This window comes from Streptomyces sp. AC558_RSS880 (assembly GCF_019049255.1).
Lineage (GTDB): Bacteria > Actinomycetota > Actinomycetes > Streptomycetales > Streptomycetaceae > Streptomyces.
On the sequence record NZ_JAGMUJ010000130.1, the window covers coordinates 310,620 to 337,187 of the forward strand.

28 protein-coding genes are annotated in these 26,568 nt (G+C 72.9%); 15 read left to right on the plus strand and 13 right to left on the minus strand.

Annotated features, from left to right (window positions below):
• Window positions 1–107: 107 nt before the first annotated feature.
• From KUM38_RS31010 to KUM38_RS31025, 4 genes are all read left to right on the plus strand, one after another.
• Window positions 108–320: a hypothetical protein gene (locus KUM38_RS31010; protein WP_217134267.1), complete on the plus strand. Its 213-nt coding sequence runs from the start codon at window positions 108–110 to the stop codon at window positions 318–320.
• A 203-nt stretch (window positions 321–523) separates the two neighbouring features.
• Window positions 524–1,537: an iron-containing redox enzyme family protein gene (locus KUM38_RS31015; protein ID WP_217134268.1), complete on the plus strand. Its 1,014-nt coding sequence runs from the start codon at window positions 524–526 to the stop codon at window positions 1,535–1,537.
• On the plus strand, window positions 1,527–2,213 hold the full coding sequence (locus KUM38_RS31020; RefSeq protein ID WP_217134269.1) for a HemK2/MTQ2 family protein methyltransferase: 687 nt from the start codon (window positions 1,527–1,529) through the stop codon (window positions 2,211–2,213). Before KUM38_RS31015 ends, KUM38_RS31020 begins: the two co-directional genes overlap by 11 nt.
• On the plus strand, window positions 2,194–2,391 hold the full coding sequence (locus KUM38_RS31025; RefSeq protein ID WP_030226631.1) for a CDGSH iron-sulfur domain-containing protein: 198 nt from the start codon (window positions 2,194–2,196) through the stop codon (window positions 2,389–2,391). Before KUM38_RS31020 ends, KUM38_RS31025 begins: the two co-directional genes overlap by 20 nt.
• 154 nt (window positions 2,392–2,545) lie before the next feature.
• Here the strand turns inward: KUM38_RS31025 and KUM38_RS31030 are convergent, their stop codons facing one another.
• On the minus strand, window positions 2,546–2,980 hold the full coding sequence (locus KUM38_RS31030) for a subtilase-type protease inhibitor (protein ID WP_217134270.1): 435 nt from the start codon (window positions 2,978–2,980) through the stop codon (window positions 2,546–2,548).
• Between the two features lie 324 nt (window positions 2,981–3,304).
• On the opposite strand from KUM38_RS31030, the gene KUM38_RS31035 reads away from it, so the two are divergent.
• The 3 genes from KUM38_RS31035 to KUM38_RS31045 all read left to right on the plus strand — a co-directional run bounded on the left by KUM38_RS31035 (window position 3,305) and on the right by KUM38_RS31045 (window position 5,851).
• On the plus strand, window positions 3,305–3,862 hold the full coding sequence (locus tag KUM38_RS31035; protein ID WP_217134271.1) for a hypothetical protein: 558 nt from the start codon (window positions 3,305–3,307) through the stop codon (window positions 3,860–3,862).
• A gap of 35 nt (window positions 3,863–3,897) precedes the next feature.
• Window positions 3,898–4,593 carry an alpha/beta fold hydrolase gene (locus KUM38_RS31040; RefSeq protein WP_217134272.1) on the plus strand — a complete coding sequence of 232 codons (696 nt, stop codon included), beginning with the start codon at window positions 3,898–3,900 and terminating at the stop codon, window positions 4,591–4,593.
• 88 nt (window positions 4,594–4,681) lie between these two features.
• Window positions 4,682–5,851, plus strand: a complete 1,170-nt coding sequence (locus KUM38_RS31045; RefSeq protein ID WP_217134273.1) for a lactate 2-monooxygenase — start codon at window positions 4,682–4,684, stop codon at window positions 5,849–5,851.
• Window positions 5,852–6,016: 165 nt separating this feature from the next.
• On the opposite strand, the gene KUM38_RS31050 is transcribed toward KUM38_RS31045, so the two are convergent.
• The 4 genes from KUM38_RS31050 to KUM38_RS31065 form a co-directional block, all read right to left on the minus strand.
• Window positions 6,017–7,651, minus strand: coding sequence for an RICIN domain-containing protein (locus KUM38_RS31050; protein WP_217134274.1), 1,635 nt, complete (start codon window positions 7,649–7,651; stop codon window positions 6,017–6,019).
• A gap of 555 nt (window positions 7,652–8,206) precedes the next feature.
• Window positions 8,207–8,584, minus strand: a complete 378-nt coding sequence (locus KUM38_RS31055) for a toxin Doc (RefSeq protein WP_217134275.1) — start codon at window positions 8,582–8,584, stop codon at window positions 8,207–8,209.
• A 3-nt stretch (window positions 8,585–8,587) separates the two neighbouring features.
• On the minus strand, window positions 8,588–8,833 hold the full coding sequence (locus tag KUM38_RS31060; RefSeq protein WP_217134276.1) for a hypothetical protein: 246 nt from the start codon (window positions 8,831–8,833) through the stop codon (window positions 8,588–8,590).
• 117 nt (window positions 8,834–8,950) lie between these two features.
• On the minus strand, window positions 8,951–11,194 hold the full coding sequence (locus KUM38_RS31065) for a glycoside hydrolase family 9 protein (protein ID WP_217134277.1): 2,244 nt from the start codon (window positions 11,192–11,194) through the stop codon (window positions 8,951–8,953).
• A 233-nt stretch (window positions 11,195–11,427) separates the two neighbouring features.
• Here KUM38_RS31065 and KUM38_RS31070 point away from each other — a divergent pair, with 233 nt between their 5' ends.
• Both KUM38_RS31070 and KUM38_RS31075 read left to right on the plus strand, forming a co-directional pair.
• Window positions 11,428–13,806: a SpoIIE family protein phosphatase gene (locus KUM38_RS31070; RefSeq protein ID WP_217134278.1), complete on the plus strand. Its 2,379-nt coding sequence runs from the start codon at window positions 11,428–11,430 to the stop codon at window positions 13,804–13,806.
• 13 nt (window positions 13,807–13,819) lie between these two features.
• On the plus strand, window positions 13,820–14,467 hold the full coding sequence (locus KUM38_RS31075; protein ID WP_217134279.1) for a DUF4232 domain-containing protein: 648 nt from the start codon (window positions 13,820–13,822) through the stop codon (window positions 14,465–14,467).
• 7 nt (window positions 14,468–14,474) lie between these two features.
• Here the strand turns inward: KUM38_RS31075 and KUM38_RS31080 are convergent, their stop codons facing one another.
• Window positions 14,475–15,443, minus strand: coding sequence for an aldo/keto reductase (locus KUM38_RS31080; RefSeq protein WP_217134281.1), 969 nt, complete (start codon window positions 15,441–15,443; stop codon window positions 14,475–14,477).
• Window positions 15,444–15,694: 251 nt separating this feature from the next.
• Between KUM38_RS31080 and KUM38_RS31085 the strand changes: the two genes are divergently transcribed.
• On the plus strand, window positions 15,695–16,327 hold the full coding sequence (locus KUM38_RS31085) for a LysE family transporter (protein ID WP_217134283.1): 633 nt from the start codon (window positions 15,695–15,697) through the stop codon (window positions 16,325–16,327).
• Window positions 16,328–16,442: 115 nt separating this feature from the next.
• Here the strand turns inward: KUM38_RS31085 and KUM38_RS31090 are convergent, their stop codons facing one another.
• Window positions 16,443–17,372 (minus strand): cation diffusion facilitator family transporter, encoded by a 930-nt coding sequence (locus KUM38_RS31090; protein WP_217134485.1) that lies wholly within the window; start codon window positions 17,370–17,372, stop codon window positions 16,443–16,445.
• Between the two features lie 137 nt (window positions 17,373–17,509).
• Here KUM38_RS31090 and KUM38_RS31095 point away from each other — a divergent pair, with 137 nt between their 5' ends.
• A complete protein-coding gene (locus tag KUM38_RS31095; RefSeq protein ID WP_217134284.1) occupies window positions 17,510–18,535 on the plus strand; it encodes a glutathione S-transferase family protein in 1,026 nt (341 codons plus the stop codon).
• A 71-nt stretch (window positions 18,536–18,606) separates the two neighbouring features.
• Window positions 18,607–18,918, plus strand: coding sequence for a DUF4235 domain-containing protein (locus tag KUM38_RS31100; protein ID WP_217134286.1), 312 nt, complete (start codon window positions 18,607–18,609; stop codon window positions 18,916–18,918).
• A 43-nt stretch (window positions 18,919–18,961) separates the two neighbouring features.
• Here KUM38_RS31100 and KUM38_RS31105 read toward each other — a convergent pair whose 3' ends face one another.
• Window positions 18,962–19,354 (minus strand): VOC family protein, encoded by a 393-nt coding sequence (locus KUM38_RS31105; protein WP_217134288.1) that lies wholly within the window; start codon window positions 19,352–19,354, stop codon window positions 18,962–18,964.
• A gap of 324 nt (window positions 19,355–19,678) precedes the next feature.
• Between KUM38_RS31105 and KUM38_RS31110 the strand changes: the two genes are divergently transcribed.
• Window positions 19,679–20,710 carry a 7-epi-alpha-eudesmol synthase gene (locus KUM38_RS31110; protein ID WP_217134290.1) on the plus strand — a complete coding sequence of 344 codons (1,032 nt, stop codon included), beginning with the start codon at window positions 19,679–19,681 and terminating at the stop codon, window positions 20,708–20,710.
• A gap of 69 nt (window positions 20,711–20,779) precedes the next feature.
• On the opposite strand, the gene KUM38_RS31115 is transcribed toward KUM38_RS31110, so the two are convergent.
• From KUM38_RS31115 to KUM38_RS31135, 5 genes are read right to left on the minus strand one after another with little or no spacing between them, the layout of a single operon-like run.
• Complete coding sequence (locus KUM38_RS31115; protein ID WP_217134292.1) at window positions 20,780–22,015, minus strand: cytochrome P450; 1,236 nt, start codon at window positions 22,013–22,015, stop codon at window positions 20,780–20,782.
• Complete coding sequence (locus KUM38_RS31120; RefSeq protein ID WP_217134294.1) at window positions 22,012–22,617, minus strand: ATP/GTP-binding protein; 606 nt, start codon at window positions 22,615–22,617, stop codon at window positions 22,012–22,014. The genes KUM38_RS31115 and KUM38_RS31120 overlap by 4 nt, the downstream gene beginning before the upstream one ends.
• Complete coding sequence (locus KUM38_RS31125; protein ID WP_217134296.1) at window positions 22,598–22,969, minus strand: DUF742 domain-containing protein; 372 nt, start codon at window positions 22,967–22,969, stop codon at window positions 22,598–22,600. The genes KUM38_RS31120 and KUM38_RS31125 overlap by 20 nt, the downstream gene beginning before the upstream one ends.
• The gene (locus KUM38_RS31130) at window positions 22,966–23,376 is read right to left on the minus strand and encodes a roadblock/LC7 domain-containing protein (protein WP_030821389.1); all 411 of its coding nucleotides are present in this window, start codon (window positions 23,374–23,376) and stop codon (window positions 22,966–22,968) included. The genes KUM38_RS31125 and KUM38_RS31130 overlap by 4 nt, the downstream gene beginning before the upstream one ends.
• On the minus strand, window positions 23,373–25,007 hold the full coding sequence (locus KUM38_RS31135) for an ATP-binding protein (protein WP_217134298.1): 1,635 nt from the start codon (window positions 25,005–25,007) through the stop codon (window positions 23,373–23,375). The genes KUM38_RS31130 and KUM38_RS31135 overlap by 4 nt, the downstream gene beginning before the upstream one ends.
• Before the next feature lie 369 nt (window positions 25,008–25,376).
• Here KUM38_RS31135 and KUM38_RS31140 point away from each other — a divergent pair, with 369 nt between their 5' ends.
• Window positions 25,377–25,757: an anti-sigma factor antagonist gene (locus tag KUM38_RS31140; protein WP_217134488.1), complete on the plus strand. Its 381-nt coding sequence runs from the start codon at window positions 25,377–25,379 to the stop codon at window positions 25,755–25,757.
• A gap of 130 nt (window positions 25,758–25,887) precedes the next feature.
• Window positions 25,888–26,550, plus strand: a complete 663-nt coding sequence (locus KUM38_RS31145) for a DUF4230 domain-containing protein (RefSeq protein ID WP_217134299.1) — start codon at window positions 25,888–25,890, stop codon at window positions 26,548–26,550.
• Window positions 26,551–26,568: the final 18 nt, after the last annotated feature.

Here is a 26,568-nt window from a genome sequence, read left to right on the forward strand (position 1 = left end):
GTGGTCCATGTCGGTCCGGGGCCGGGGCCCTGGTTCCCGTAGGTCCGCGCCTGACCGGGGATGGTGCAGCCGATGTCCTGCAGACCGCCGGTGATCTCGCTGATCACATGGTGCGCGCCGTCCTCGTTGCCGGTGACGACGACGCCCGCGACCCGGTCGCAGGCGACCGGCCGGCCGTCGTCGTCCGTCTCGGAGAGCATGGCGTCCCTCCGTTCCAGGACCCTCCCCCGGAGGGGGCACCCCCAGCGACCGACGACGGCTGTCCGAGCCGGGTCGGCGAGGCGACGACGAGGATCTCGGACGCGAGGATCTTCTCCTGACGTCCTCCCTCTCCTCGAGGGAGAGGGATTCCAACCCTGCCGGGTTGAGGTTCACGGGCGCTCGAACGGCCAGACATAGCCCCACCTGCTCGCTTTTCTCTCCGCGTCCGATCACACTCACCCGAACGAGCGTTCCACCCCCACGGGCGGCCCGCCGCCACGCGAACGCGGATGTCCGTGGGCCGTCCGGGTACCCGGGGCGCATGGAGCACACCCGTGAAGAACCCCGGCTGCCCGCACCGCGCGGCCCCCTGAGCAGCGCCGTCGAGGACCATCTGCGGGCCACCGGCCCGCTGCCGCCCGACGAGGAGATCGCCGCCGCCCCCGTGTACGGCGACGACTTCCAGCTCGCCCTGTACCTGTGCTACGAGCTGCACTACCGCGGGTTCGCGGGCGTGGCGGCGGACCGCGAATGGGACCCGGAGCTGTTGCGCGTCCGCGCCGCCCTGGAGGACCGCTTCCTCACCGCGCTCCGCGCGGACGCCCGGCGGCACGACGGCGTCGAGGAGGCGCTCGCCGACATCCTGGTGGAACCGGTGGACGGCACGGGCGTCAGCCACTTCCTGCGCGACAAGGGCGAGCTGTGGCACATGCGCGAGTACGCCGCCCAGCGGTCCCTGTACCACCTGAAGGAGGCCGACCCGCACGCGTGGGTGCTCCCCCGGTTGTGGGGGCGGGCCAAGGCGGCGATGGCGGCGGTCGAGTTCGACGAGTACGGCGGTGGCCGCGCCGACCGGGTGCACGCCCGTCTCTTCGCCGACCTGATGACGGACCTGGGCCTGGACACGACGTACGGCCGTTACCTCGACGCGGCCTGCGCCGAGCTGCTCGTGACGGTGAACCTGATGTCCCTCTTCGGGCTGCACCGCTCCCTCAGGGGCGCGCTGGTGGGCCACTTCGCGACGGTCGAGATCACCTCGTCGCCCGGCTCGCGGCGGCTCGCCGAGGCGATGCGCCGCACGGGCGCGGGGCCCGCCGCCGAGCACTTCTACGACGAGCACGTGGAGGCGGACGCGGTGCACGAGCAGGTGGTGCGCCACGAGGTCGTCGCCGGTCTGCTGGAGGTGGAGCCGCACCTCGCGGCGGACATCGCCTTCGGTGTCGACGCCACCGTGTTCGCCGAGGACCGCCTCGGCGACCGGCTGCTCGCGGACTGGAGCGCCGGCCGGTCGTCGCTGCGCACTCCCCTGTCCCAGGAGTTCACTCATGCTTCTTGACGGCGGGGGTACTCGGCGGTCCGTGAGTCCACTGGCGCCACCGGGCGTGTACGCCCCTCAGGAGGACACCGAGTTGCTGGCCGGTGCCCTGTCCGACGAGCCCGTCCCTCCGGGCGCGGACGTTCTCGACGTGGGAACGGGATCCGGCGCGCTGGCGGTCGGGGCCGCCCGGCGCGGCTGCCGGGTGACCGCGGTCGACGTCTCGTGGCGGGCGGTGTGCGCGGCGCGGTTGAACGCGCTGCGGGCCGGCGTGCCGGTCCGGGTCCGGCGCGGCAACCTGTTCGCGCCGGTGCGGGGCGAGTCGTTCGACCTGATCCTCGCCAATCCGCCGTACGTTCCGGCGCCCGGCGGCGGCTCGCTGCCGCGGGGTGCGGCCCGGGCCTGGGACGCGGGCGGTGACGGACGGCTCGTCCTGGACCGGATCTGCCGGGAGGCGCCCGCGCTGCTGCGGCCGGGCGGCGTCCTGCTGCTGGTGCAGTCGGCGCTCAGCGACCCCGGGCTGACGATCGGACAACTGCGGGCGGCCGGGATGAAGGCCGCGGTGATCCGGCGCCGGCGCATCGCCTTCGGCCCGGTGGTACGGGGCAGGGAGCGCTGGCTGCGGGAGCGGGGGCTGCTGTCCGGGACCGAGGACAAGGAAGAGCTGGTGGTGATCCGTGCCGAACTCCCCGTCTGACACCCCGCGCCGCGTCACCGTCCGGCGCAAGGGGCCGCTGCTGGTGGAGGGCCCGGTGGAGGTTGAGCTGGAGGACGGCACGGTCGTCGCCTCCGACCGCTTCCGGGTGGCCCTGTGCACCTGCCGCCGCAGCCGGCGGTATCCGTGGTGCGACACCAGCCACCGGGACCGGGCCTGAGCCTCCGGGCTCCGTGAGCGAGGCCCGGAGGCCGGCGGGCGGCCCCACTCCGCCCGCCGGCCTCCTTGCGCGGGATCGCACGTTCCGCGAGAGGGCCGGTACTCCCCAGTCCGCCGGCCGCCGCGCGGTCACGGGAAACCGTGCGATCCCGGTCTCAGAACGCGAAGACGCTCGAACCGTGAGCGTTCATCACGCACGCGTTGGAGAAGATCCGCTCGTAGGAGACGCGCTGTCCCTGCCACACCCCGTCGACGGTGACGAACACCGGGTCGTACTGCTTGGTGCAGAAGACGCCCTCTCTCATCGTCAGGGCGTCGAGGTCACCGCTGACGCGGTCCATCTCCGCACAGGCGTCCCCCGCGGCCGGGTGGGTGCCCGAGGGGCCCGGGGCACAGGTCAGGGTGACCGCGCGTTCCGGCGTGACGGTCGCCGCGCTGTCGCCGTGGCCCAGGGTGAGCACCAGGGCCGAGGGGGCGTAGAGCGCGGACGGGTCGGTTCCCTGAGCGGCCAGCGCCGCCCCGGACAGGGGTGCGCAGACGGCTGCGGCCGTGAGGCCGAGGGTGGTGGCCCAGCGCGCGGTGTTCCGCATTGTGTGCATCCTTCCGCTCGTGTCGACGAGTCGCCGGCTCGTGCTCGGTCGGTGCCGAACCGGCGTGCCGGAGTCTGCCGAGTCCGCGCCGGAACTTCACATCGGGCATGCGGATTTCGGTAACCTTGCGTATTGAATCAGTGGCGTGAAGTCACGGAAGGTGTGGGGTGCCGCCCTGTAACCGCACGGACTCCGAGCACGCGAAGTGGCCAGATGGCCGGAATGCGGCTGCTCGTTAATCGGCCTGAAACATTCCGATTCCGCTCTCGGCAGACCGTTCCGCGACGCCTTGTGTTCATGGACAGGGCGAGTAATCGTCATTACATGATTACGGCAGAGCAGCGAGAGCAACTGCGGGGCTGGTTCACCGGCCGGATCCCCGACGGTCTCTTCGAGGAGCTGACCGAGGTCACGGTCGACCGCGAGGAGATCACCGTCATCGGCCGCATTCCCGGCCCCCGGCCGGCGGAGGGCGCCTCGCCGGCCGAACGGGAGGCGGCGGTCGAGGGCCGCGTCCAGGAGTTCCGGGAACGCACCCGGGACGACCGGATCGCGGTCGCCCGGGACGCCGAGCACCGCTTCGGCAGGAAGGTGTCCTGGGGCGTGGAGTGCGACGGGCGCCGCGCCCTCTTCACGCATGTGGCCGCGCCCGTCATGACCCGGCTGCGCCAGCCGGAGCGGCAGGTCCTCGACACCCTCATCGCGGGCGGGGTGGCCCGCAGCCGCAGCGAGGCGCTGGCCTGGTGCGTGCGTCTGGTCCAGCGGCACACCGACGACTGGCTCACCGAGCTGCGCGAGTCGCTGGAACACGTCCAGCGGGTGCGGGGCCGGGGGCCGGACAACGAGCCGGAGGAGGCGGAGCCCGGCGCCGACGGCGGGTGAACGGCGTTGTCAGTGGCGTTCGTTACGGTGCGGGCATGACTCGATTCATCTTGGTGGCCGGCGCCTGGCTCGGGGCGTGGGCGTGGGACGAGGTGGCGGCCGAACTGCGCGCGGGCGGGCACGAGGCGCATCCCCTGACGCTGTCCGGGCTCGCGGAGAGGCAGGGGGTGCCGGCGGGGCAGCAGACCCATGTCCAGGACATCGTGGACGAGGTGGGGCGGCTCGACCTGCGGGACGTCGTCCTCGTGGGACACAGCTACTCCGGCGTGCCGGTCGGCCAGGCGGCCGAGCGGATCGGCGAGCGGCTGCGGCGCGTGGTGTTCGTCGACGCGAACGTGCCCGTGGACGGGGAGTCGTTCCTGTACGGCTGGCCGAGCGACGGCGTCCGACGGGCGATCGACGCCCATGGCGGGTTCTGGCCGCCCCTGGAGGCCGGCGACTGCGCGGGCCAGGGCCTGACGGACGAACAGACGGCCCGGTTCACCGCCGGATCGACCCCGCACCCGGGCGCCACGCTCACCGAACCGGCCGTGCTGGAGCGGCCGCTCGGCGAGCTGCCGGCGACGTACGTCAAGTGCCTGCTGGACGGGGAGGAGCCGCTGCCGTCCGTGGCGGAGGCGCTGAAGAGCGAGAACTGGGAGCTGGTGACGATGGACACCGGGCACTGGCCGATGTTCTCCCGGCCGCGCGAACTGGCCCGGGTCCTGCGGGCGGCGGCCGCCGCCCGCTGATCCACGGCCGCCCGGCGCTGGACGCGCCCCGCGCATACCGGCCAGTATGCCCCGGGACGACGTGGCTCGAGGAGACGAGGCGGGGCGGATGGCGAAGCACTGGGCCGACTTCCAGTACGAGATCTACTTGAACGGGATGACGAGGGCCGTGCCCCGGCTGCCGACCGATCTGACCCGGCTGGAGGAGCTGACCGAGCAGCGGCTGGGCCCGGGGCCCGCCGGGTATGTCGTGGGCTCCGCGGGCGACGGCAGCACCGCCCGCGCCAACCGGGCCGCGCTCGAACGCCGCCGGATCGTGCCGCGCATGCTGCGGGACGTGCACGAGCGTGATCTGTCGGTCGAGGTGCTGGGCCGCGCGCTGCCGGCGCCGTTGGCGCTGGCGCCGGTCGGGGTGCTGTCGATCATGCATCCGGACGCCGAGTCCGCCGCCGCCCGGGCGGCGGCCGCGCAGGGCGTGCCGTTCGTGCTGTCGTCCGCGTCCAGCACGCCGATGGAGCAGGTCGCGGAGGCGATGGGCGAGGGGGAGCGCTGGTTCCAGCTGTACTGGCCGAAGGACGTGGAGGTGGCCCGGAGCTTCCTGGACCGGGCGAAGGCCGCCGGGTTCACGGCACTGATCGTCACCCTGGACACTCCCCTGCTGTCCTGGCGTCCGCGCGACCTGGACCAGGCGTATCTGCCGTTCCTGCACGGGGTGGGCACCGCGAACTACTTCTCGGACCCGGCGTTTCAGGCAGGGCTGGCCAAGCCGGTGCACGAGGACCCGAACGCGGCGGTGATGCACTTCGTCGGCATGTTCGCCGATCCCGCCAAGTCCTGGCCGGATCTGGCGTTCCTGCGGGAGAACTGGGACGGGCCGATCGTCCTCAAGGGCGTGCTCCATCCCGACGACGCGCGGCTCGCCGCCGACGCCGGGATGGACGGCGTGGTGGTGTCCAACCACGGCGGGCGTCAGGTGGCCGGGGCGATCGCCGCGGCGGACGCGTTGCCCGGCGTGGCCGAGGCCGTCGGCGACCGGCTCACCGTGCTCTTCGACAGCGGGGTGCGCACCGGCGACGACGTCTTCAAGGCCCTCGCCCTGGGGGCGCGGGCGGTCCTGCTGGGGCGTCCGTACGTCTACGGGCTCGGCCTCGACGGACAGGCGGGGGTGGAACACGTGATCCGCTGCCTGCTCGCCGAACTCGACCTCACCATGGCCCTGTCGGGCCACGCCACCCCGTCCACGATCGGTCCCGACGCCCTCACGGAGGCAGCGGGCTGACCCGCCCCGGCCCGCACCACTACGGCGCGTGCCGGCGGTCGGGGCAGGGGGTCTTCCGGGTCGAAGCCCTGCCGGGCCGCACCGTCACGGTGCGGCACCACCACGGCACGTCCCGGGCCGGGGCGAGGCGGCCTCCCGGGCCGGATCCCCGCCCCGGCCCGGGGGTCACGTCACCGGCTCGGCCAGCTCCACGTGTCGGGCCGCCGGGGTGCCGCTGATGGACAGGGAGCCCGTGGCCGTCCGTACCGGTTCGGGGGTCCAGCGCTGGTTCACGGTCCGGTCGCGTACCTTGACGACGATGTCGGCGTTCGCGTCAGGGGTCGCCGGGGTGAGGGCCAGTTGGACGTCCCAGCGGGGCACCAGTTCGCCCTGCACGGTGAGGTCGTACCGCACGTCGCCGCCCCGCCGGTCGCCGGGGTCGGCGCAGGTGCCGAGGACGACGACACCGGCGTCCTTGTGCGAGTCCAGGCACAGACCGGGATCGGCCACGCTGCGCAGCAGCCCGTCCTCCTCGTACGTCCACTGCTGGGTCCACGCCGAGGAGCAGTCCGCCAGCCGGGTCCCGGAGCCGTCCTGCGGCTCGCCCCGGGTGTCGAGGCACAGGCCGGAGGCCACGTTGCGCAGCCGCGTCCGTCCCGGCGCGGTGGGAAGCCCGGCGGCGCCGGGCGGGGACGCGGACGGCACGGCCGCGCGGCCGCCCGCCGCTCCGGTGGAGCCCGTCGGGTCGGCGGCACCGCCGTCCGGGGTGGAGGGCCCGGCGATGAGCACGCTCACCAGCACCCCGGCGGAGACCGCGCCGATGCCGGTGAGCAGGGTCCTGGTGGAGCGCACCGGGTCCGGGAACGCGATGCCCGTCAGCCGTCCGGGAACGGGGATGCGGGACAGCACACGGTGCCGGCCGCCGCCGGGCCGCCCGCCCCCGCCCCGGCGCCGGCGGGCGGTGCGTCCGCCGCGTGGGCCGGCCGTCAGGCGCCCCGGGCGCGAGTCGAGGTAGCGCCGGGCCCCCCACCCGAGCACCGCCTCGGCGATCAGCGTGCCCAACCCGCCCTCGAAGTGGCCGAGTTGTTCGGCCGCGTTCCGGCAGTAGCGGCACTCCGCCAGATGCTGCCGGACGTCCGGCAGCAGGGCCCCGCCCCGCCGGATGGGGACGTCGAGGAGGCGGTTGTAGAAGCGGCAGTCCTTCGTCGGTGCCAGTTCCTGATGGGCGTGGACACAACCTTGACGGAATTTTTCACGCGCCTGTTCGAGTGCGCCCGACGCGATGTCGGGGTCCATGCCGAGCAGACCGGCCGGCACGGAAATCGGCTCGGCCTCGACCTCGACGTGCCAGAGCAAACAGCGCGCGAGTGCGGGCAGCGAGCGGAATGCCCGCTGGGCGAGTGCGCGGTTTTCCGGAGTCATGGTGGTCGCCGCGCGCATGCCGCGCCCGCCCGCCGGTTTCTGCAGCTCCGGCATAACTCCGGCTATTCGATCGTCCGCGGCCCACTCGCGGACCGTGTCCCGCACGCCCACCAGCAGCACCGGCCGGAGCGCGACGGCCGATTCGCCGACGGCGACCCGGTCCAGGACCCGGTGCAGGGCGGCCGCGGTGACCATGGCGGCGAGCTGCCCCGACGAGGCGAGGCAGACGGCCGCGTAGTCGTGCATCGACTGCCAGTGCCGTGCCGACAGCAGCGCGACGGAAGAGGCGGCCTCGCCTTCCGGACGGCCCCGCAACCGGACGGCGAGGAACTCGTCGGATTCCCCCCGGTCCCCGCCGGGCGGCGGATACGGGGGGCGAGGGGGGTGGGGGGTGTGCACTGAGATGGTTCCTTCCCACAGCGCATGTGACATTCGAGGGTTTCCGACGCCGAAAAGGAGACCGTTGGGTGCATGCCTCTTTGGCGCGGCACGGGGGGGCGGAAATTCACCGACGGCGAATCGGACCCGGTTCATCAACTCACGTGCGCCCCCGGCCTTTACCCCCCGCACGGGTGGCTCACTCTCGCACAACCCGCGCTCGGCCAACAAGGCGCTCGGGCAACATCCGCGCGTTGACAGAAAGTCAGAAAGGAAACGCGGCCCGCCGCTCTCACCGCGGCTTTCGGCCCGGGTTTTCACGCCGTTCACAGGCGGGGCGTCCCAGGGGGCGCCCGGGCCCCTTCCGCGCCCCGTGCGAACTCCGCGCCCGCACCGGCGCCTCGCGCACGCCCCCGGCGCACGCCGGAGCGTGGTCAACCGGTCACGGCCCTTCCCGGAGGGCACGCGCAGAGATGGCGGCCCTCCCGCGCGCACGGCCGCCGGCCCCGGTCCTCCCGCCCCCGGCCGCCGGCCCCGAGGGACCCCGGCATCCCGCGCGACCCGTCCCCGCGCGGTTCAGATCTGCCAGGAGCGCAGCCGGTCGGCCGCGCTGTACACGTCCGCCTCGCCGGAGATCAGGTCGCGCGCCAGATCGACCAGGGCGCCGTAGGGCGGGTCGATGCCGACCCCGCTGACGAACATGTACGCGACCGCCGTGGCACAGGCGAAGCGGGCGTTGGCCGAGGGCAGCGGCCGGAGCACGGCGAGGGTGTGCAGCAGGGCCGCCGCCCGCCAGGCCGGATCGGAGTCGACGCCCAGCCGGGGCGGGTCCACGCGGTGACGGGCGACGGCCGCGACGAGGGCGGAGAAGTCGTTGACGACGGGCTGGTCCGGGAGGACCTCCTCGTGCCGCTGGAGCAGCCAGGGCACGTCGATGTGGAGCACGGGTGCCATCGGTCAGGCGGCCCGTCCCGCGCCGCCGGCGGAGGGTTCGTCGTCCGGGAAGGCCGCGGCGAATTCGTCGGCGTGGGAGGCGAAGAACCGGCGGAAGGCTTCCGCGCCCTCCTGCAGGGCGCGGTGGCGTGCTATGTCCGCCGCGGCCGCCTCCCGCACGAGCGCCTTCATGGACGTACCGCGCTCCTTGGCGATCTGCCGCAGGTCCTCGAGCTCGCGGTCGCTGAACTCCACGTTGAGAGCTGGCATGCCTTCACGGTACCGCGCGGGTACTGAATCGTAAATACGTGCAGGTCAGACCGTACAGAAAGGGGTACCGGCGGGGGCCGACGGCCGAGTGGCCGCCGGCCCCCGCCGGGACGGGTGTCAGCCCTGATCGGCCACGAAGGAGGCCATGCGGGTCAGGGCCGCGTTCCAGTTGATGGTGTGTTCGTTGGTGGACCAGGACTGGATGTCGTCGATGAAGCAGAACTGACCGACGCAGCCCTGGAGCTTCGACTGGGCGAAGGGGTCCTGGATGCTGGAGTTGGGTCCGCCGGAGAGCGTTCCGGCGGGCGGGTTCGGCAGGTTCGGGTCGAGCTGCGCGGCGTACCAGCGGCTGTGCTGGTTGTGCGCGTTGACCTCGCCGTAGCCGGTGACGTACGACATGTTCAGGGCGTTGCGGCCCAGGATGTAGTCCATGCTCTGCAGCGCGCCGTCCCGGTACTTCGAGGCGCCGGTGAGGTCGTAGGCGGTGGCGAGGACGACCGCGTTGTTGAGGATCTGGTGGCTGGAGCCCCAGTCGTAGACGTTGCCGGCCGGCGCGTACGGCATGCCGTACGGGTGGGCCTTCAGCGTGGCCAGGTAGCCGTCGGCGCCCTGGACGACGGAGCGGCGGACCTTGTCCCGGCCGGGCAGCCGGTTGGGCACGGTGGCGAGGTCGAGCCGGCCGGCCGCGGCGGTGCGCGCCCAGTCGAAACCGAGGGGGCCGAAGATGTCGGCGGTGTGCACCGGGGAGTTCAGGACGTACTCCTCGAACTGCCGCTCCCCCGTGGTGAGGTACAGCTCGGCGGCGGCCCAGTAGAACTCGTCGGCCACGGTGTCGTCGGGGTAGGCGCCGCCGCCGATGCCGTCGTCCGGATCGGCGAGGAGGTCCGGGTGGGCGAGGGCCGCCGTCCAGGCCTTTCGGGCCGCCGCCAGGGTGGTGGCCGCGAACTCCTTGTCGTAGGAGCGGTAGAGCCGTGCCGCCTGGGCCGCCGTGGCCGCGAGGTTGAGGGTGGCGGCGGTGGTCGGCGGGTGCAGTTCCCGCTTCTGGGGGTCGTCGCTGGGCAGCAGCGGCAGCCCGGTCCACTGCTCGTCGTGGATCTTGTGGTGGGCCATTCCGGCCAGCGGCTCACCCTCGGGGACCTGCATCTTCAGCAGGAACTCCAGTTCCCAGCGGGCCTCGTCGAGGATGTCCGGGACCTTGTTGCCGCTCTCCGGGATGTTCAGCGTGCCGTCGCCGAGCTTGTCCGCCTCGCCGGTGCGGGCGTGCCGGGCGCGTTCGTAGGTGCTGAGCACCTCCCAGGTGCTGATGCCTCCGTTGACGACGTACTTGCCGTGGTCGCCGGCGTCGTACCAGCCGCCGGTGACGTCGAGGGTGTAGTCGCAGACCCCGGGCTGGCAGGGCACCTGGCCGTCGCCCTGGTTGGGGGCCACGCCCACGTGTCCGGCCGGGCGGCCGTAGCCGGGGCGCAGGTCGTCGCGGATCTCGGTGCCGCTGCGCTGGGTGTAGTAGTACTTCGCCGAGTCCAGCCGCAGCCGCTCGTACGCGCTCGCGTCGATGTCGAAGGGCCGGCTGGTCTCGCCGTCCACGACCAGGGTGTAGCCGGTGCCGCGCTTGCGGTGGCCGCCGAAGTCGATGGAGTGGACGTTCTCCCCGGAGGAGCCGTCCACGCCCCGCGGCACGGTCCAGCCCTTGCGGACCACCCGGCCGTCGTCGTCCTTCAGCCGCCAGGGCAGCCGCTCGCCGGCGTCGGTGACGAGGGTGGCGTTCTTCGGTCCGGAGGGCAGGTAGGCGACCTGGTTGACCCGGACGCGGGGCCCGGTGTCGGGCTCGTACGGCTCGGGGGCGACCCCGCCCAGCAGGGACACGTCGTCCACGCAGAACCGCCAGGGGTCCGCGCTGCCGCCGAGCTGGAAGCCGACCTGGCCCTGAGCGGTGTCGACGGGCGAGGTGAAGGTGTACGAGTAGGTGTCACCGGAGACGCTGAGCTGCGGTGACACCTCGTAGTAGGTGTCGTACGGCGCCGCCTGCAGGCCGACGATCGCCCGCACGACATGGCCCGCGGGCGAGCCGGTCGCGCTGAAGGAGAAGCGGTACGACTCCCCCTTCACCAGGGTGATGTCGTTCTGGCCGACGGCCGCGTCCCAGCGGTTGGCGGTGCCGCCGGGGACGTCGGCGCACAGGCGGCCGTCGGCCGGGCCCGCGGTGACGTTGGCGGAGGCCCACCAGGGGTCGGTGCCGGTGTCGAAGGTGCCGTTGCGGACCTGCTCGACCTCGTCCGCCCCGGCCGGGGCGGCGGGCAGCGCGGTGAGCGCGGTCGCCAGCAGTCCGGTCAGGGACAGCAGAGCGGTTCTGCGTCTGTTCACGTCTGGGCTCCTCTTGGGGAGGTGCGGGGGCGCGGAAGCACATATGGGAGCGCTCCCATCTCCGTACGCGGACCATGGTTGTGGCAGGTGTGACACTCCGTCAACGGTTGGGACGGGACTGGTGAGGATCACCCGGAGCGGAGGTTCGCAGTCCGCGTCGGGCCGCGACCCACTAGGCTGGAACTCAGGCGATACACCGGTTCACGGTGAGTGTGCGCGATGGAGTGGCGACGATGAGGCCGGACGACCCGTTCGACGATGCCGTGACGGCCCGGGCCGTCATCGCCGCCGACGGCACGCTCGCGCGGTGGAGCGAGGGTGCGCGCCTGCTGCTGGGACACACGGCCGAGGAGGTCGTCGGCCGCCCGGCCACCGACCTGCTGGCCGAGGGCTCCGGTCCGCCCCGGCTCCCGGCCGCCCGCTGGAGCGGCACCCTCGCCCTGCGGCACCGCGACGGCTCCGCCGTCACGGTGTGGCTGCTCGCCCACCACAGACGGCCGGGGGACGACGGTCCGGGGGAGTGGCTCGCCGTCACCCCGCTGGACACCACGGACCAGGAACTGCCCGACGATCCGCTGGTCAGGACGGCCGTGTTCCAGTCGCCCTGCGCCACGATGGTCTTCGACGAAGGGCTGCGCCTGCGCGGGGTCAACGACGCCATGGCCCACCTCCTCGGCCTGCCGGCCCCCCACCTGCGGGGGCTCAGGCCCACCGACATCGGCGGCCGGCCGCAGCACTCCGAACTCGAGCGCCAGCTGCGCCAGGTGCTGCGCACCGGCCGGCCGGCCGAGATGCAGACGTACATGAAGGCCACCGGCGAGAACCGCGCGCACGCCTGGCTGGCCCGGCTCGCACCGCTCACCGACCACTCCGGCCGGGTGCGGGGCGTGTGCGTGACGGCCCACGACTTCACCGAGCAGTACCGGGCGCGGGAGCGGCTGCAGCTGGTCAACGAGGCCAGCATCCGCATCGGCACCACCCTGGACGTCACCCGGACGGCGCAGGAACTGGCCGAGGTGTGCGTGCCCGCGCTCGCCGACTTCGTCAGCGTGGACCTGCTGGAGCCCGAGGAGCCCGGAGGCGAGCCCACCGGCCCGCTGACCACGCCCGTCTCGCTGCGCCGGGTCGCCCATCAGTCCCTGACACCGGGCAGCCCCGAGTCGGTCGCCCGCACGGGCGAGGTGGTCGTCTACCCGGCCGCCGCGCCCCAGGCCGACTCGCTGATCGCGGGCCACAGCATCGTGGCCTCGGTGCCCTCCGGCGATCTCGACCCGTGGCTCGCGGTGGACGAGGCACGCGCCCGGCAGGTCCGGGAGTTCGGCGTCCACTCCATGCTGTCCGTCCCGCTCCAGGCGCGCGGTACGACCCTCGGGGTGGCCGCCTTCACCCGCTTCACCCGTCCCGAGGCGTTCACCCACGACGACGTGCTGCTGGCCGAGGAGGTCACCGCGCGCGCCGCCGTCTGCATCGACAACGCCCGCCGGTACTCCCGTGAACGCGAGACCACCCTCGCGCTCCAGCGCAGCCTGCTCCCCCGCACCCTGCCGCGCACGGCCGCCGTGGAGGCGGCCACCCGCTATCTGCCGGCCGCGCGCTCCGGTGTGGGCGGCGACTGGTTCGACGTGATCCCGCTGTCCGGGATGCGGGTGGCCATGGTCGTCGGGGACGTCGTCGGACACGGCATCCAGGCGTCCGCGACCATGGGCCGGCTGCGCACGGCGGTGCGCACCCTCGCCGACATCGACCTGGCACCCGACGAACTGCTCACGCACCTCGACGACCTGGTCCTCCACCTCTCGCACGAGTCGGGCGGCGACCCCGCGTCGGGCGAGCTCGGCGCGACCTGTCTGTACGCGGTGTACGACCCGGTGTCGCGGCGCTGCTCCCTGTCCCGGGCGGGGCACCCCGCACCGGTGCTGATCCCGCCGGGCGGTCCGGCCCGGCACCTCGATGTGCCCTCCGGGCCGCCGCTGGGCCTGGGCGGGCTGCCGTTCGAGTCGGTCGAGCTGGAGCTGCCCGACGACGCGGTGCTGGCGTTCTACACCGACGGGCTGGTCGAGTCCCGCGGGCGGGACACCGAGGTCGGTCAGGCCCTGCTCCGCGAGGCGCTGTCCAACGCCGCAGGCCCGCTCGACGAGACCTGCGACCGGGTCCTGCATACCGTGCTCGCGCCGGGCGGCACGACGGACGACGTGGCCCTGCTGCTGGCCCGTACCCACGGTCTGCCGTCCGCGCAGGTCGCCACCTGGGACATCCCCGCCGACCCGGCACTGGTCGCCCCCGTCCGCAAGCAGGTCCTCGACCAACTGGCCACCTGGGCGCTGACCGAGGCGTCGTTCACCGCGGAGCTGGTGGTGAGCGAGCTGGTCACCAACGCCATCCGGTACGGCGCCCCACCCATCCGGCTACGGCTGATCCACGACGCCTCGACGCTGATCTGCGAGGTGTCCGACACCAGCCACACGGCACCGCATCTGCGCCGGGCCAAGACCTGGGACGAAGGCGGCCGGGGCCTGCTGCTGGTCGCCCAGCTCACCCAGCGCTGGGGCAGCAGACACACGGCCGACGGCAAGACCATCTGGTCGGAACTGGCCCTGGTGGACGAGATGTGACATGGGGTGGACCATGGCGAACGGGTCGCGGCACGTGGGCATGTCGATGGTGGGCGCGCTGGTCCTGTCGGGCGCGCTGGTCTCCTGCGGCACCGAGGACGGAACGGCGGGCTCCACCCCGCGGCCCTCCGCGTCCGCCGGACGGACCGCCGGGGACTCCCCGCGCGACGCCGTCCCGAGCGACGCCGCCCGTTCCACGGACGACCGGTCCCCGACGGCCGCCGGACCCACGGACCGCTCGGCGTCCCGGTGCCGCACCGCCGAACTGAGCGCCGCCGTCGGCCGGATGGACCCGGGTGCGGGACAGCGCAACTTCCCCGTCGTACTGACGAACGTCTCCTCCCGCACCTGCACCCTGTACGGCCATCCGGGCGCCGCCTTCGTGGACGCGGCCGGCGAGCAGCTGGGCCGGGACCCGAAGCGCACCCCCGGTGACCCGGCGACCGTCACCCTGGCGCCCGGCGCCAGTGCCTGGGCGGGGCTGCGCTACGCGAGCCCCGGCGTCAGCGGAGCCCGCGCGGCCACCCCGGCGGCGCTCCTCGTCACCCCACCGGACGAACGCGACCCCCTGAAGGTGCCGTGGAAGGCCGGTGCGGTCCCGGTGTCCGGCAACGCGTCCTCGGTGTTCCTCACGGTGCTGGAGCCGGGCACCGGGCCCTAGGGACCGCTCAGTGACCGGCGACCGGATGCGGGGCGTACGGCTGCTGGAGCTCCTCGAGCTCCTTGTCGGTCAGTTCGAGTTCGACGGCGGCCACGGCGTCCTCGATGTGGTGGGCCTTGGACGCGCCGACAATGGGTGCGGTGACCGTGTCCTGGTGGAGCAGCCAGGCGAGGGCGACCCGGGCGCGCGGTGCGCCGCGCCGTTCGGCGACGCGGGTGACCGCCTCGACGACGGCGCGGTCCCCTTCCTGGTACAGGGTGCTGCCGAACACGTCGGTGGCGCTGCGTCCGGTGGCGGCGTCCCAGTCCCGGGTGAGCCGGCCCCGGGCGAGCGGGCTCCAGGGCAGGACGCCCACGCCCTGGTCGGCGCAGAGCGGCAGCATCTCGCGCTCCTCCTCGCGGTAGAGGAGGTTGTAGTGGTTCTGCATGGACACGAACCGGGTCCAGCCGCGCAGTTCCGCCGTGTACTGCGCCTTGGAGAACTGCCAGGCGTACATCGAACTGGCCCCGATGTAGCGCACCTTGCCCGCCTTGACGACGTCGTGCAGCGCCTCCATCGTCTCCTCGACCGGGGTGTCGGGGTCCCAGCGGTGGATCTGGTACAGGTCGACGTAGTCGGTGCCGAGACGGGTGAGGCTGTGGTCCAGCTCGGTCATGATCGCCTTGCGGGACAGGCCGCCGCCGTTGGGTCCGGGCCGCATCCGGCCGTGCACCTTCGTGGCGAGCACGATGTCGTCCCGGCGGGCGAAGTCGCGCAGCGCCCGGCCGACGATCTCCTCGCTGGTGCCGTCCGAGTAGACGTTCGCGGTGTCGAAGAAGGTGATGCCCGCCTCCAGCGCCTGCCGGATCAGCGGACGGGACGCCTCCTCGTCGAGGGTCCACTCGTGCGTGCCGCGGCCGGGCACGCCGTAGGTCATGCACCCCAGACAGATCCGCGACACGTCCAGGCCCGTCGAACCGAGCTTCACGTACTGCATCGTTGCTGCTCCTGTCGCCTGGAAGGGTTGTTGCCAGGAGGAGCGTACGTGTCGGTGCCCGCTCGAAGCCGGGCGCCGGACGCGGACCGCCGCCGTCCGGGGGCGGAAAACCGATTGCCCGCCCCGGCCGGAAGGCCCCAGGATCCTGCCATGTTCACGAGCCCTCTCCCGCTGCCGTTGTCCGCCACCGCCCCCGCGGCGGGCCGGCGGCAGCAGCCCGGCTCCCGGGGAGGACCGACGCCGCCGCGCTCATGACGGCCGCCCTGCTCGCGGGACTGCTCGCCGGTTACGGCATCGCCGTCCCCGTGGGTGCCGTCGGGACCTACCTGGTCTCCCTCACCGCCCGCACCACCCTGCGCACCGGAGTCTGCGCGGCCCTCGGCGTCGCCACGGCCGACGGGCTGTACGCCCTCGCGGCCGCACTCGGCGGTTCGGCCCTCGCGTCGGCGCTGGAACCGGTCCTGGAGCCGATGCGGTGGGTCTGTGTGCTGGTGCTGCTCGCGCTGGCAGTGCGGGGCGCGGCCGGCGCCGTACGCCGCTACCGGGGGCGGCGGCTCGCCGCCCGCACCGGAGCCGCTCCCCCGGGCGCCGCCCGCGCCTACCTGTCGCTGCTCGGGATCACCCTGCTGAACCCCACCACCGTGATCTACTTCGCGGCACTCGTGTTCGGCTCCCGGAGCGGGGAGGCGGCCGGGCCCCTGGAGCAGGCCGTGTTCGTGACGGCGGCCTTCGCCGCGTCCGCGAGCTGGCAGGTGCTGCTCGCCGGCGGCGGCGCGCTGCTGGGCCGGGCGCTGACCGGTCACCGGGGCCGGCTGGTGACCTCGCTGGTGGCGTCCGGGGTGATGACGGCCCTTGCGGTCCACATGGCGGTGGCGCCCGCCTGACGGCCCGTGGGATTCCGGTCCTCGTGCCGGAGCCGGACGGGCAGCAGGGGCGAGTCCCGGAAAAGTTTTCCGCGTTCCGGTGTGCATGAAGCGTCGGCATCCGGGCACGCGTGGTTCAGGCCCCGCCGCGTTCCCCCGTCGCGGCGGGGCTTTCCCATGCCTCCCGCGCCTCCGGGGCCCCCCGCTCGGTGACGTCGAGGAAGACTTGTTCCGCCTCGGGCACCGCACGGGCGATGGACCGCTTGATGCGTACGGCGACCTCCTCCACCCGCTCGCTGTCCATACCGGGCACCAGGTCGACGCGGGCGGCCACCAGGGCGGTGTCCAGGCCCGTCTTCATGGTGAAGAGCGCCTCCACGCTGTCGATCTCGGGCTGCTCGCACAGCAGCTCCCGGATCCGGTTGCTCGCCTCCGGGTCGGCGGCCTCGCCGATCAGCTGGTCACGGGCGTCGCGGCCGAGCCGGAAGGCGACGTAGACCAGCAACGCGCCGATGGCGAGCGAGGCGGACGCCTCCCACACCACCTGTCCGGTGACCATGTGCAGCGCCATGCCCACGACGGCCAGGGTGACGCCGACCACCGCGGTGCCGTCCTCGGCGACCACCGTGCGCAGCGCCGGATCACGCAGTCCGCCGCCCAGGCCGCCCTGCCGGCGTACCTGGTACAGGGCGCGCAGCAGGGAGCCGCCCTCGGCGAGCAGGGCGACGCCGAGCACGACCAGTCCGGCGACGTAGCCGCCCAGGTCCTCCTCGGCCCCGTTCCTGAGCGCCTCGACGCCCTGGTAGAACGAGAAGCAGCCGCCCATCACGAAGATCCCGACGGCCGCGAGCAGCGACCAGAAGAACCGCTCCTTGCCGTAGCCGAACGGGTGACGGCGGTCGGCCGGGCGACGGCTGCGCCGCAGCGCGGCCAGCAGGAACACTTCGTTCAGGCTGTCGGCGACCGAGTGCGCCGCTTCCGACAGCAACGCCGGGGAGGACGCGGCCAGTCCGCCGACGGCCTTGGCGACGGCGATCACCAGATTGGCCGCGAGCGCCACCAGCACGGTGATCCGGGTTCTGCGATCCGATCGAGTACTCACCCTCGGCCGATTGCCCCGGTCGGCCCAGGCCATACCGTGCCGTCGGCGGAAAACGGGGAACGCGGTCACAGGGACATCCGATCGGCGACGAGGAGGGCACCATGGGCCGCGACGACGGGGGCGGCGGCAACAGTTCGTACGGCAGGAAGAAGTTCAAGAGGTCGAAGGCCCACTTCGCGGACCGGATCACGGCGGACGGGCGGGACGGGTGGCCGGTGGAGGCCGGGCGGTACCGGCTCGTGGTGAGCCGCGCCTGCCCGTGGGCGAGCCGGGCGCTGGTGTCCCGGCGGCTGCTCGGGCTGGAGGACGCGCTCTCCCTGGCCGTCACGGACCCGGTCCAGGACGACCGGAGCTGGCGCTTCACCCTGGATCCGGACGGCCGCGACCCGGTGCTCGGCATCCGGTACCTGAGCGAGGCGTACGACCGGCGCGAGACGGAGTACCCGGGCGGGGTGAGTGTGCCGGCGGTCGTGGACGTGCCCAGCGGGAAACTGGTCACCAACGACTACCAGCAGATCACCCTGGACCTCGCCACCGAGTGGACGGCCCTGCACCGCGAGGGGGCGCCCGACCTGTATCCGCGGGCGCGGCGCGAGGAGATCGACGCGGTGACGGACGACGTCTTCCAGGACGTCAACAACGGCGTGTACCGGGCGGGCTTCGCCACGGACCAGGAGGAGTACGAGGCCGCGTGCACGGCCCTGTTCCGGCGGCTGGAGCTGCTGGCGGGGCGGCTGGAGCGGCAGCGGTACCTGGTCGGCGACACCATCACCGAGGCGGACATCCGGCTGTTCACCACGCTGGTGCGGTTCGACGCGGTGTACCACGGCCACTTCAAGTGCAACCGGTGGAAGCTGACGGAGAACCGGGTGCTGTGGGCGTACGCCCGCGACCTGTACCAGACGCCCGGCTTCGGCGACACCGTGGACTTCGACCACATCAAGCGGCACTACTACCGGGTGCACACCGGCATCAACCCCTCCGGCATCGTGCCCCTCGGTCCCGACCTGTCCGGCTGGACGGCGCCCCACCACCGGGAGGAGCTGGGCGGCCGGCCGTTCGGGGAGGGCACTCCGCCCGGTCCGGTGCGGGCCGGCGAGGAGGTGCCGGCGCCGGGCCGCCCCTGACCGCCCCGGCCCGACGATCCACCGACGATCCATCCACCGACGAGACGACGCAGCCGACCTAGGAGATCCACGTGGCGAAGAAGAGCAAGAAGGCGAAGAAGAAGCTGCCCATGGCGTACAAGCCGATCGGCTTCGTGCTGGGCTGGACCAGCGGCACCGTGGCGGGGATGGCGTTCCAGAAGACCTGGAAGGTGATCCGGCACGAGGACAACGCGCCGGACGCGCTGGACCGGGACCGCCGCTGGGGGGAGATCCTGCTGGCCGCGGCGATCCAGGGCGCCATCTTCGCGGTGGTGCGCAGTGCCGTGGACCGGGCCGGCGCCAAGGCCATCGAACGCTCCACCGGCACCTGGCCGGTCCCGGACAAGGGCGGCCGCGACTGACGCGTCCGTACGTACGGCCGGCCCGCCGTCCCCCGACGGCGGGTCAGCCCTGTTTGGGCGCCGTCGACGTGCCCCGGCGGACGGTGAAGGAGTGGCCCGCCGGGTCGGCGTAGCCGCGTTCCCCGGTGGGTCCCGAGGCGTCGCCCGCCTCCATCGGGCGCCCGCCGAGGCCCACGATCAGGCGTTCCACCGCGTCCAGGTCGTCCACCACGAACTCCAGGTGCGCCTGGAGGGAGTTCTCCGGGCGGGGCCAGCTCGGGGCGGTCGCGTTCACGTCGCGGCGCAGCGCCAGGCGGAAACCGTCGGCGGCCCGGATCTCCACCCGGTTGACGTGGGCGTCGACGTCCTGCGCCCCCAGCAACTCCTTGTAGAACTCGGCGAGTTTCTCGGGCTCGGCACAGTCGAGCACCACCACTCCGGCCGTCACCAGGGTCATGTCTCCTCCTCGGGAGTCCGGGGCGCGGGGCGCTCCCGCCCCGCCCTGTACGTGACACCTGTCCCCGCTCGCCGGATTCAACCGGGGTCCGTGGCAGGCGACTTCCGGGGGGCGTGTGAGCGTACGCGCCCCGACTGTCCCGTGCAGTAACGAAGATCACCAACCGTCACGGTGCGGATTTTTCGATCTTGGGGCATCCTCGTAGCGCTTGCCGATTCAACTTCCGTATGGGGAAGTCGAGTTCGAGTGTGCGGGCGGTCGCCGTCACGGCCGTCCGCTCGCAGGGCGGGGGGACTCTGCGTTCCGTCTCCCGAAAGGAAACACATGTCCCAGGACGTCCGGTTCGATCTCCCCTTCGACACCCCCGTCAGCGACCATCTGGAGTACGCGCGGGCACGCCATCTGCGCTGGGTGCGGGAGATGGGACTGGTGCGCAGCCGGGCCGGCTTCGAGGAGTACCGGTCCTGGGACCTGCCCCAGGCCGCCGCCCGTACGTATCCCCACGCCTCGGCCGAGGACCTGGTCGTCCTGATGAACTGGTTCTCCCTCGCGTTCCTCTTCGACGACCAGTTCGACGCCGCGCGGCCCGACCGCGCCGAGCGCATAGCCGAGGTGGCCCGGGAACTGATCGTGACCCCGCTGCGGCCGGCGGGGAGCACACCCCGGGTCGCCTGTCCCATCACCCTGGCCTGGGCCCAGGTCTGGGCGCGCCTCTCGGATGGCATGTCCCTGACCTGGCAGACCCGGTTCGCGGCTTCCTGGGGGCGGTTCCTGGTGGCGCACTGCGAGGAGGTCGACCTGGCCGCCCGGGGGCTGGCCGGGACGCTCGGCCTGGACGAGTACGCGGCCTTCCGGCGCCGTACCGTCGGCATCCACCACAGCATCGACGCGGGCGAGCGCAGCCGCGGCTTCGAGGTCCCGGCGCAGGCGATGGCGCATCCGCTGATGGAGCGCCTGCGCGATCTGGCCGCGGACACCATCGGGTTCATGAACGACATCCACTCCTTCGAGCGGGAGCGCCGCCGCGGTGACGGTCACAACCTCATCGCCGTCCTGCACCGGGAGCGGGGCTGTTCCTGGGAGGAGGCCGCCGCCGAGGCGTACGGCATGACGACCGCCCGGCTGGCGGAGTACGTCGAACTGGAGGCGCGGGTGCCGCGGATGTGCGACGAGCTCGGGCTGGACGCGGACGAGCGCGACCGGGTGCGCCGGGGTGTGGAGGCCATCCGGCACTGGATCAACGGCAACTACGAGTGGGCGCTGACCACCGGCCGGTACGCGGCGGCCAAGGAGGGCCCCGTGGCCACCGCGGAACAGGCCGGGCGGGGCTCCGTGGACGATCTGCTGACCGTGTGAGACGGCCGTGCTGCCCGGCCACCGGGGCCGGGCGGCGACGTCACCCGCCGAACTCGACGGGCAGCGACGTCACCCGCCGAACTCGACGGGCAGGGCGTCCAGCCGGGACTCCCAGGTGGAGGCGGTCGAGCTGAGCTCCTCCGGTTCCACCGCCAGCCGCAGTCCGGGCAGCCGGTGCAGCAGGACGTCGACGGCGATCTCGACGAGGGACTGTCCGATGTTCTGTCCGGGGCACTCGTGCGGACCCGAACTGAACGCCAGGTGTGCCTGGTTGCCCTGGACGGACACCCCGGCGTCCGGACGGATCTCGGGGTCCCGGTTGCCCGCGGCGAGCCCCAGCACCAGCAGGTCGCCCTCCTGGACGCGGTGACCACCGAGCTCCAGGTCGCTCGCGGCGAAGCGGCCCGGCAGGACGGCCAGCGGCGGGCTGTCCCACATGACCTCCTCCACGATCTCGGAGACGTTCAGCCGGCCGCTGATCAGCCCGGAGAGCCGCGAGGTGTCGCTGAGGACCAGTTGCAGCACCCGGGCCAGCAGATTGCTGGTGGTGGTGTGCGCGGCGATCAGCACCAGACGCAGATGGCTGACGACCTCGTCCTCGTCGAGCCCTGCGCGGTGCTCCAGCAGGGCGGTGGCGAGATCGCTGCCGGGCTCGGAGCGTTTGCGCACGACGAGTTCGCCGAGGATCTCCTGGATGCGCGCGTCGTGGGCGACGGCGTCCTCGCCGCCCCCCAGGACCTGTGCGCAGGACTCGACCAGGTCGCGCCCCTCCGCCTCGGGCAGCCCCAGCAGGCGGCTGAGCACCAGCATCGGCAGGTAATCGGCGTAGTCGTGCACCAGGTCGGCGCGTCCGGTGTCCGCGAACGCGTCGATCTGTTTGTTGGCGTAGTGCGTGGCGTGCCGGCGGATGCCGCGGCCGGCCGCCGCCTGGAGGGCGTCGGTGACGGCCGCGCGGAGCCTGCGGTGCGGTTCGCCGTCCTGGGAGACGCAGTCGGGACGCCAGCCGAGCATCGGGATCAGCGGTGAGTTCTCGTCGACGCGGCCGTCGATCCGGTCCCGCCAGATGCGGGCGTCCCGGGTGAACTGGCGTGGGTTGTCCAGCACCCGGCGGGCGTCCCGGTAGCCGAGCACCAGCCAGGCCGGCACCTCGCCCTCCAGGAGCACGGGCGCCACCGGGCCGTGCTCCTTGCGCAGCCGTTCGTAGACGCCGGCCGGGTCGGTGGCCGCCTCCGGCCCGTACAGCCGGACGGGCTCCGCGCCGTGGTGGGCGACGGGGCAGCCGCGGGGGGTGTCCGGGTCGTTCATCGGGACTCCCCGGCGACGACCGAGCGTTCCTTCAGGTGCCGGATCAGGGCGACCAGCACGTCACGGCTGGAGGCACGGTCACGGGCGTCGAAGGACACCACCGGGATGTGCGCGGGGATGTCCAGGGCGTCCCGTATCTCCTCGACCGGGAAGTCCTTGGAGTCGGGGAAGACGTTGAGGGCGATGACGAACGGCACCTTCTGCCGCTCCATCTCCTCGATCGCCCGGAAGCTGGAGGCCAGCCGCCGGGTGTCCACCAGGACGACCGCGCCGAGCGCCCCCTTGAAGAGCCCGTTCCACAGGAACCAGAACCGCTCCTGTCCGGGCGTGCCGAACAGGTACAGCACCAGGCTGTCGTTGAGGCCGATCTTGCCGAAGTCCAGGCTGACGGTGGTCTGCGACTTGTCGGCGACCCCGATGAGGTCGTCGACGCCGGCGCTGGCCTGGGTGAGCGTCTCCTCGGTGGTGAGCGGCCTGATGTCGCTCACCGAGCGGACCATGGTGGTCTTCCCGGTGCCGAAGCCGCCGGCGATCATCACCTTCACCGAGCGGATGTCCCCGCCGCCGTGCCGGCCGGGTCGGTCAAAGCCTTTCAAGTCCACTGAGTACCTCCTCAAGGAGCGCGAGGTCGGGCCCGCGCCCGGCGACGTGTGCCGGGACGGGGTCACGGGCTTCGACCCGGCCCGCGTCCAGCAGGTCCGACAGCAGCACCGCGAGAATGTTGAACGGCAGCCCGAGGTGGGCGCCGAGTTCGGCGACCGAGAGCGGCTCACGGCAGCGCCGGACGATCTCCTCGTGCTCGTGCTGCAGGCCCGGGACGGGGCCCGAGCGGGAGACGACGAGGGTCGCCACGTCGAGGCCGGCCGCCGAGCCGCCCGGTCCGCTGCGCCCTCCGGTGAGGACGTAGTAACGCTCGAGACCGGACGGGTCCGCCGGCCGGCGGGGAGCACTCATCCAGAGTGCTCCTCCAGGCGCGGAGTGGTCCCGAGGAGCTCGCCCATTCTGCGGGCGAGGTCCCTCATCTGGTGTCCGAGCAGCCCCTGGTCCAGGCCCTCCCGGGCGAGGACGCCGAGGTAGGTCTCCACGCCGGCGCGGACCACGAAGAGGTGGCCGCCGTCGACCTCGATCATCGCCAGCCGCAGCTGTCCCGCGTAGGCGGGGAACTGCTCGGCGACCGGCTGGGCCAGGGCCTGCAGGCCGGCCACCACCGCCGCGAAGCGGTCGACGTCGTCGGGGTCGTCCGCCCCGTAGGAGGTGATGGCCTTGCCGTCGCTGGAGGCCACGAGGGCGAAGCGGATCTCCTGGATGCTCTCGACGAGGTCGCGGAGCGCCCAGCTCACGTCGGTTCCCTGCTGCGTCATGTGGTCTGGTCGCTCTCTTCGGTGCGGTGCTCGGTGGACTCACGTCCGGTGGGGGTGTCACGGTCGCCGGGCGTCCGGGGCGCCGGGTCGCCGGCGCGACCGGCGGTGGCGAAGGCGGCGAGGCCGGTGAAGGAGGCGTCCGGCGGTACGGCGGCCACGGCGGCGCCCGTCGTCGGCCCGGCCGGTGCGACGGGCCGCGGGGCGTCCGCGCCGGTCCGCCTGGAGCGGCGGCGGGGCAGTCCGCCGGGGGTGGTGTCGGCGGACTCGGCGGATTCGTCCGGGGCCGGTCCGACGGTGGCCGACGACGCCGGGCCGGGCTCGGCGGGGGTCTCCGCCGCGGTGGTCGCGGGCAGCGGGCTGAAGTACTTGTGCGGTACGACGACCACCACGGAGGTGCCGAGCCAGGGGGAGTCCGCGAAGGTGACGCGGATGCCGTAGCGGCGGGCGAGGATGCCGACGACCCGCAGACCGATGTTGGCGTCCTCGGTGATGCCGCCGATGCCCGCCCCGGGCGCGGTGCCCGCGAGGGCGTGTTCGGCCGCGCGCTTCTTCTCCTCGCTCAGGCCCTTGCCGGAGTCCTGGATCTCGATGCCGACGCCGTTGGGGACCTCGCGGCCGGAGACCACCACGGGTTCCGTGGGCGGCGAGTAGCGTGCCGCGTTGTCGAGCAGATGGGCGAAGATCAGCGTGAGGTGGTCCACCAGTCCGCCGTCCACGCCGAGTTCGGGGAGCCGGCTCAGTTGGACGCGGTGGAAGTCCTTGATCCGGCCGATGCCGCCGCGCACCACGCTCAGCAGCCGCTGCGGCTCCTGCCACTGCCTGCCGGGCCGGTCGGAACCGCCGAGGACGCCGATGCTGGCGGCCAGGCAGTCGGCGGGGCCGATCTCCTGGTCGAGTTCCATCAGCCCCCGGGCGACGGCGGGCAGCCGGCCGTGTTCGCCCTGCATCTCGTGGAGCCGGCCGCGGAGCTTGCTGGTCAGTACGTGGATGCGGTTGCCGATGCTGATGACGGCCTGTTCGGCGGAGGTGGAGCGGTCGAACTCCTCCTCCAGGCCGATCAGTGCGGTGCGCAGCAGCTTGCGGAGTTCGGTCTGGAGGGCGGCGCCGACCTTCGCGCACTGGTTGACGCCCGGCAGCAGGTCGTCGATGGCGTCACCGGCGCGCAGCCGTCCGATCGCCTCCGGGAGCTGCTCGTCGGCGAGGCGGGCGACCGCGGACAACTGGTGGGCCAGCTGCTCCCGCCGGGCCTCGGTCTCCTCGGCGAGCCGTGCCTCGTAGGTCCTGGCCTGTCCGGCCAGCCGCTCCTCGAACTCCTGCTCCCTGGTGGTGCGTTCGGCGGTGAACCTCCGCTCCTGGTCCGCCATGTGCTGCTGCCACCGCCGGGTGTGCTCGGCCTGCGAGGCGCGGTGGGCGTCCTCCGCGCGCAGCAGCCGGATCCGGTACCGGAGCATGAGCCGTACGCACACGGAGCAGGCGGCCGTCGCGGCGGCGCCGAGGACGGCCGTGGCGATCCGGTCCGAACTCATCGACGTGGCGGCGACCGTCCCGCCGCCGAGGCCGAACGGCATCAGCCACCAGCCGTGCCAGGCGACAGGGGCCCGCGCCGCCGGTGGCGGAGTGGCGAGTTCCATCTGCATCCTTCGAAGCAACATGGGGGGGTGTGCAATGGGGGGGTGTGCGACGGGGACCGCCCTCATGCGTACGCACCACGAAGCGACCCGTCGCGATGTCGGTCAACTCGCGGCGCTGGCAAGGAGCTTATCGGGTCGGCAGCCCTGTGGATCAAGTCCGGCCGCTGCCTGAAGTGAGGGTTCTGTCACGCTCCGACGAGGACTTCCGGGACCGACCGACCGGTTCGAAAGAACTCGGTCGCAATTCGAAGACATATGTCAATCGAACATGCTCAAATGCACTCGACCGAAGGTAACTTGCAAGGAGGGGACCGGTGTTGGGACCGGTCCGCTCCCCGTTGCACGGAGCAGGCTGGAGGCGATGACGTGGTGCGGTACGAACCTGCACCGCTGACCCGGCACCTGCGCGTCCGCCACGACCGGGGACACACGGTGCTGGAGTTCCGCGGTGAGATCGACATCGCCGCGGCCGCGGAGATCGCCCCGCACCTGGACATGGCGACCGCCGAACCGGACGCCCGGATCGTGATCGACCTGACCCACGTCGAGTTCTTCGACCTCTCCGGGCTGCGCCTGCTGTACCGGGCCCGGCAGCGGATCACGGACGGCCCCGGCCGGCTGCGCCTCGTGTGCACCCACCCGCTGACCCTGCGCATGCTGCGGATCACCGGCACGTCCCGTCTGCTGCCGCCGTGGCCGACCCTGGACGCGGCCCTGGAACAGCCGGGGACCGCCTCCGGCCCACTCTGACCACCGGGGCCGCGACCCGACGCCCACCGTGCGCCCCTCCGTGCTCCCGGTGCGGTCGCCCGTTCCTCGACTTCCTTGTCTGTCCCGGGAACTGAGGGGCATGCGGTCAGGAGGAAGGAGGGCCGTCGCCATGACGACTCCCGTGAAGGGACCGATCACGCGCGTACCCGGATGGGTGAAGGCGCTCGGCGCGGTGGTGCTGCTGCTCGTCGTGCTGTTCGCCGGGCTCCGGCTGAGCGTGCTGCCGGGCCTGAAGGACCTGTTCGGCACGGAGACCGAGGACCGCTCCGGACCCGCGCTCCTGGAGTCCGTCCAGGACATCAGCCGCTACGACGCCGCCTCGGGCAACTTCCAGGTGGTGGTGGACCTGGAGAAGGACACGAAGTTCCTGCCGGACGCCGTCCGCGGCAGCCGCACGCTGTACGTGGGCGCGGGCACCGTCGACGCCTACGTCGACCTCGGGAAGCTGGACGAGGACGACGTACGGGTCGACGACGACCGTACGTCCGCCACGCTGCGGCTGCCCCACGCCCGCCTGGACAAGCCGGCCCTGGACCCCGAGCGCTCCTACGCCGTGTCCAAGCAGCGCGGGCTGTTCGACCGGCTCGGCGACCTCTTCTCGGACAACCCGGGCAGTGAACAGGCCGTCCAGAAGCTCGCCGTGCGGCACATCGGCGACGCGGCGAAGGAGAGCGGACTCATCGCCCGGGCCGAGACCAACACCACGGAGATGCTCGAAGGGCTGCTGCGCTCCCTGGGGTTCGAGGAGGTGCGGGTCGGCTACGGCGACTGACCCGCACAGCCGGGGGTA

Bases quoted from the DNA above. Each gene is read 5' to 3' on its own strand.
- KUM38_RS31010 (WP_217134267.1), top strand. From the start codon at position 108: ATGGTGCGCGCCGTCCTCGTTGCCGGTGACGACGACGCCCGCGACCCG.
- KUM38_RS31015 (WP_217134268.1), top strand. From the start codon at position 524: ATGGAGCACACCCGTGAAGAACCCCGGCTGCCCGCACCGCGCGGCCCC.
- KUM38_RS31020 (WP_217134269.1), top strand. From the start codon at position 1,527: ATGCTTCTTGACGGCGGGGGTACTCGGCGGTCCGTGAGTCCACTGGCG.
- KUM38_RS31030 (WP_217134270.1), bottom strand. From the start codon at position 2,980: ATGCGGAACACCGCGCGCTGGGCCACCACCCTCGGCCTCACGGCCGCA.
- KUM38_RS31035 (WP_217134271.1), top strand. From the start codon at position 3,305: ATGATTACGGCAGAGCAGCGAGAGCAACTGCGGGGCTGGTTCACCGGC.
- KUM38_RS31040 (WP_217134272.1), top strand. From the start codon at position 3,898: ATGACTCGATTCATCTTGGTGGCCGGCGCCTGGCTCGGGGCGTGGGCG.
- KUM38_RS31045 (WP_217134273.1), top strand. From the start codon at position 4,682: ATGGCGAAGCACTGGGCCGACTTCCAGTACGAGATCTACTTGAACGGG.
- KUM38_RS31055 (WP_217134275.1), bottom strand. From the start codon at position 8,584: ATGGCACCCGTGCTCCACATCGACGTGCCCTGGCTGCTCCAGCGGCAC.
- KUM38_RS31060 (WP_217134276.1), bottom strand. From the start codon at position 8,833: ATGCCAGCTCTCAACGTGGAGTTCAGCGACCGCGAGCTCGAGGACCTG.
- KUM38_RS31070 (WP_217134278.1), top strand. From the start codon at position 11,428: ATGAGGCCGGACGACCCGTTCGACGATGCCGTGACGGCCCGGGCCGTC.
- KUM38_RS31075 (WP_217134279.1), top strand. From the start codon at position 13,820: ATGGCGAACGGGTCGCGGCACGTGGGCATGTCGATGGTGGGCGCGCTG.
- KUM38_RS31080 (WP_217134281.1), bottom strand. From the start codon at position 15,443: ATGCAGTACGTGAAGCTCGGTTCGACGGGCCTGGACGTGTCGCGGATC.
- KUM38_RS31085 (WP_217134283.1), top strand. From the start codon at position 15,695: ATGACGGCCGCCCTGCTCGCGGGACTGCTCGCCGGTTACGGCATCGCC.
- KUM38_RS31095 (WP_217134284.1), top strand. From the start codon at position 17,510: ATGGGCCGCGACGACGGGGGCGGCGGCAACAGTTCGTACGGCAGGAAG.
- KUM38_RS31105 (WP_217134288.1), bottom strand. From the start codon at position 19,354: ATGACCCTGGTGACGGCCGGAGTGGTGGTGCTCGACTGTGCCGAGCCC.
- KUM38_RS31110 (WP_217134290.1), top strand. From the start codon at position 19,679: ATGTCCCAGGACGTCCGGTTCGATCTCCCCTTCGACACCCCCGTCAGC.
- KUM38_RS31115 (WP_217134292.1), bottom strand. From the start codon at position 22,015: ATGAACGACCCGGACACCCCCCGCGGCTGCCCCGTCGCCCACCACGGC.
- KUM38_RS31125 (WP_217134296.1), bottom strand. From the start codon at position 22,969: ATGAGTGCTCCCCGCCGGCCGGCGGACCCGTCCGGTCTCGAGCGTTAC.
- KUM38_RS31130 (WP_030821389.1), bottom strand. From the start codon at position 23,376: ATGACGCAGCAGGGAACCGACGTGAGCTGGGCGCTCCGCGACCTCGTC.
- KUM38_RS31135 (WP_217134298.1), bottom strand. From the start codon at position 25,007: ATGGAACTCGCCACTCCGCCACCGGCGGCGCGGGCCCCTGTCGCCTGG.
- KUM38_RS31145 (WP_217134299.1), top strand. From the start codon at position 25,888: ATGACGACTCCCGTGAAGGGACCGATCACGCGCGTACCCGGATGGGTG.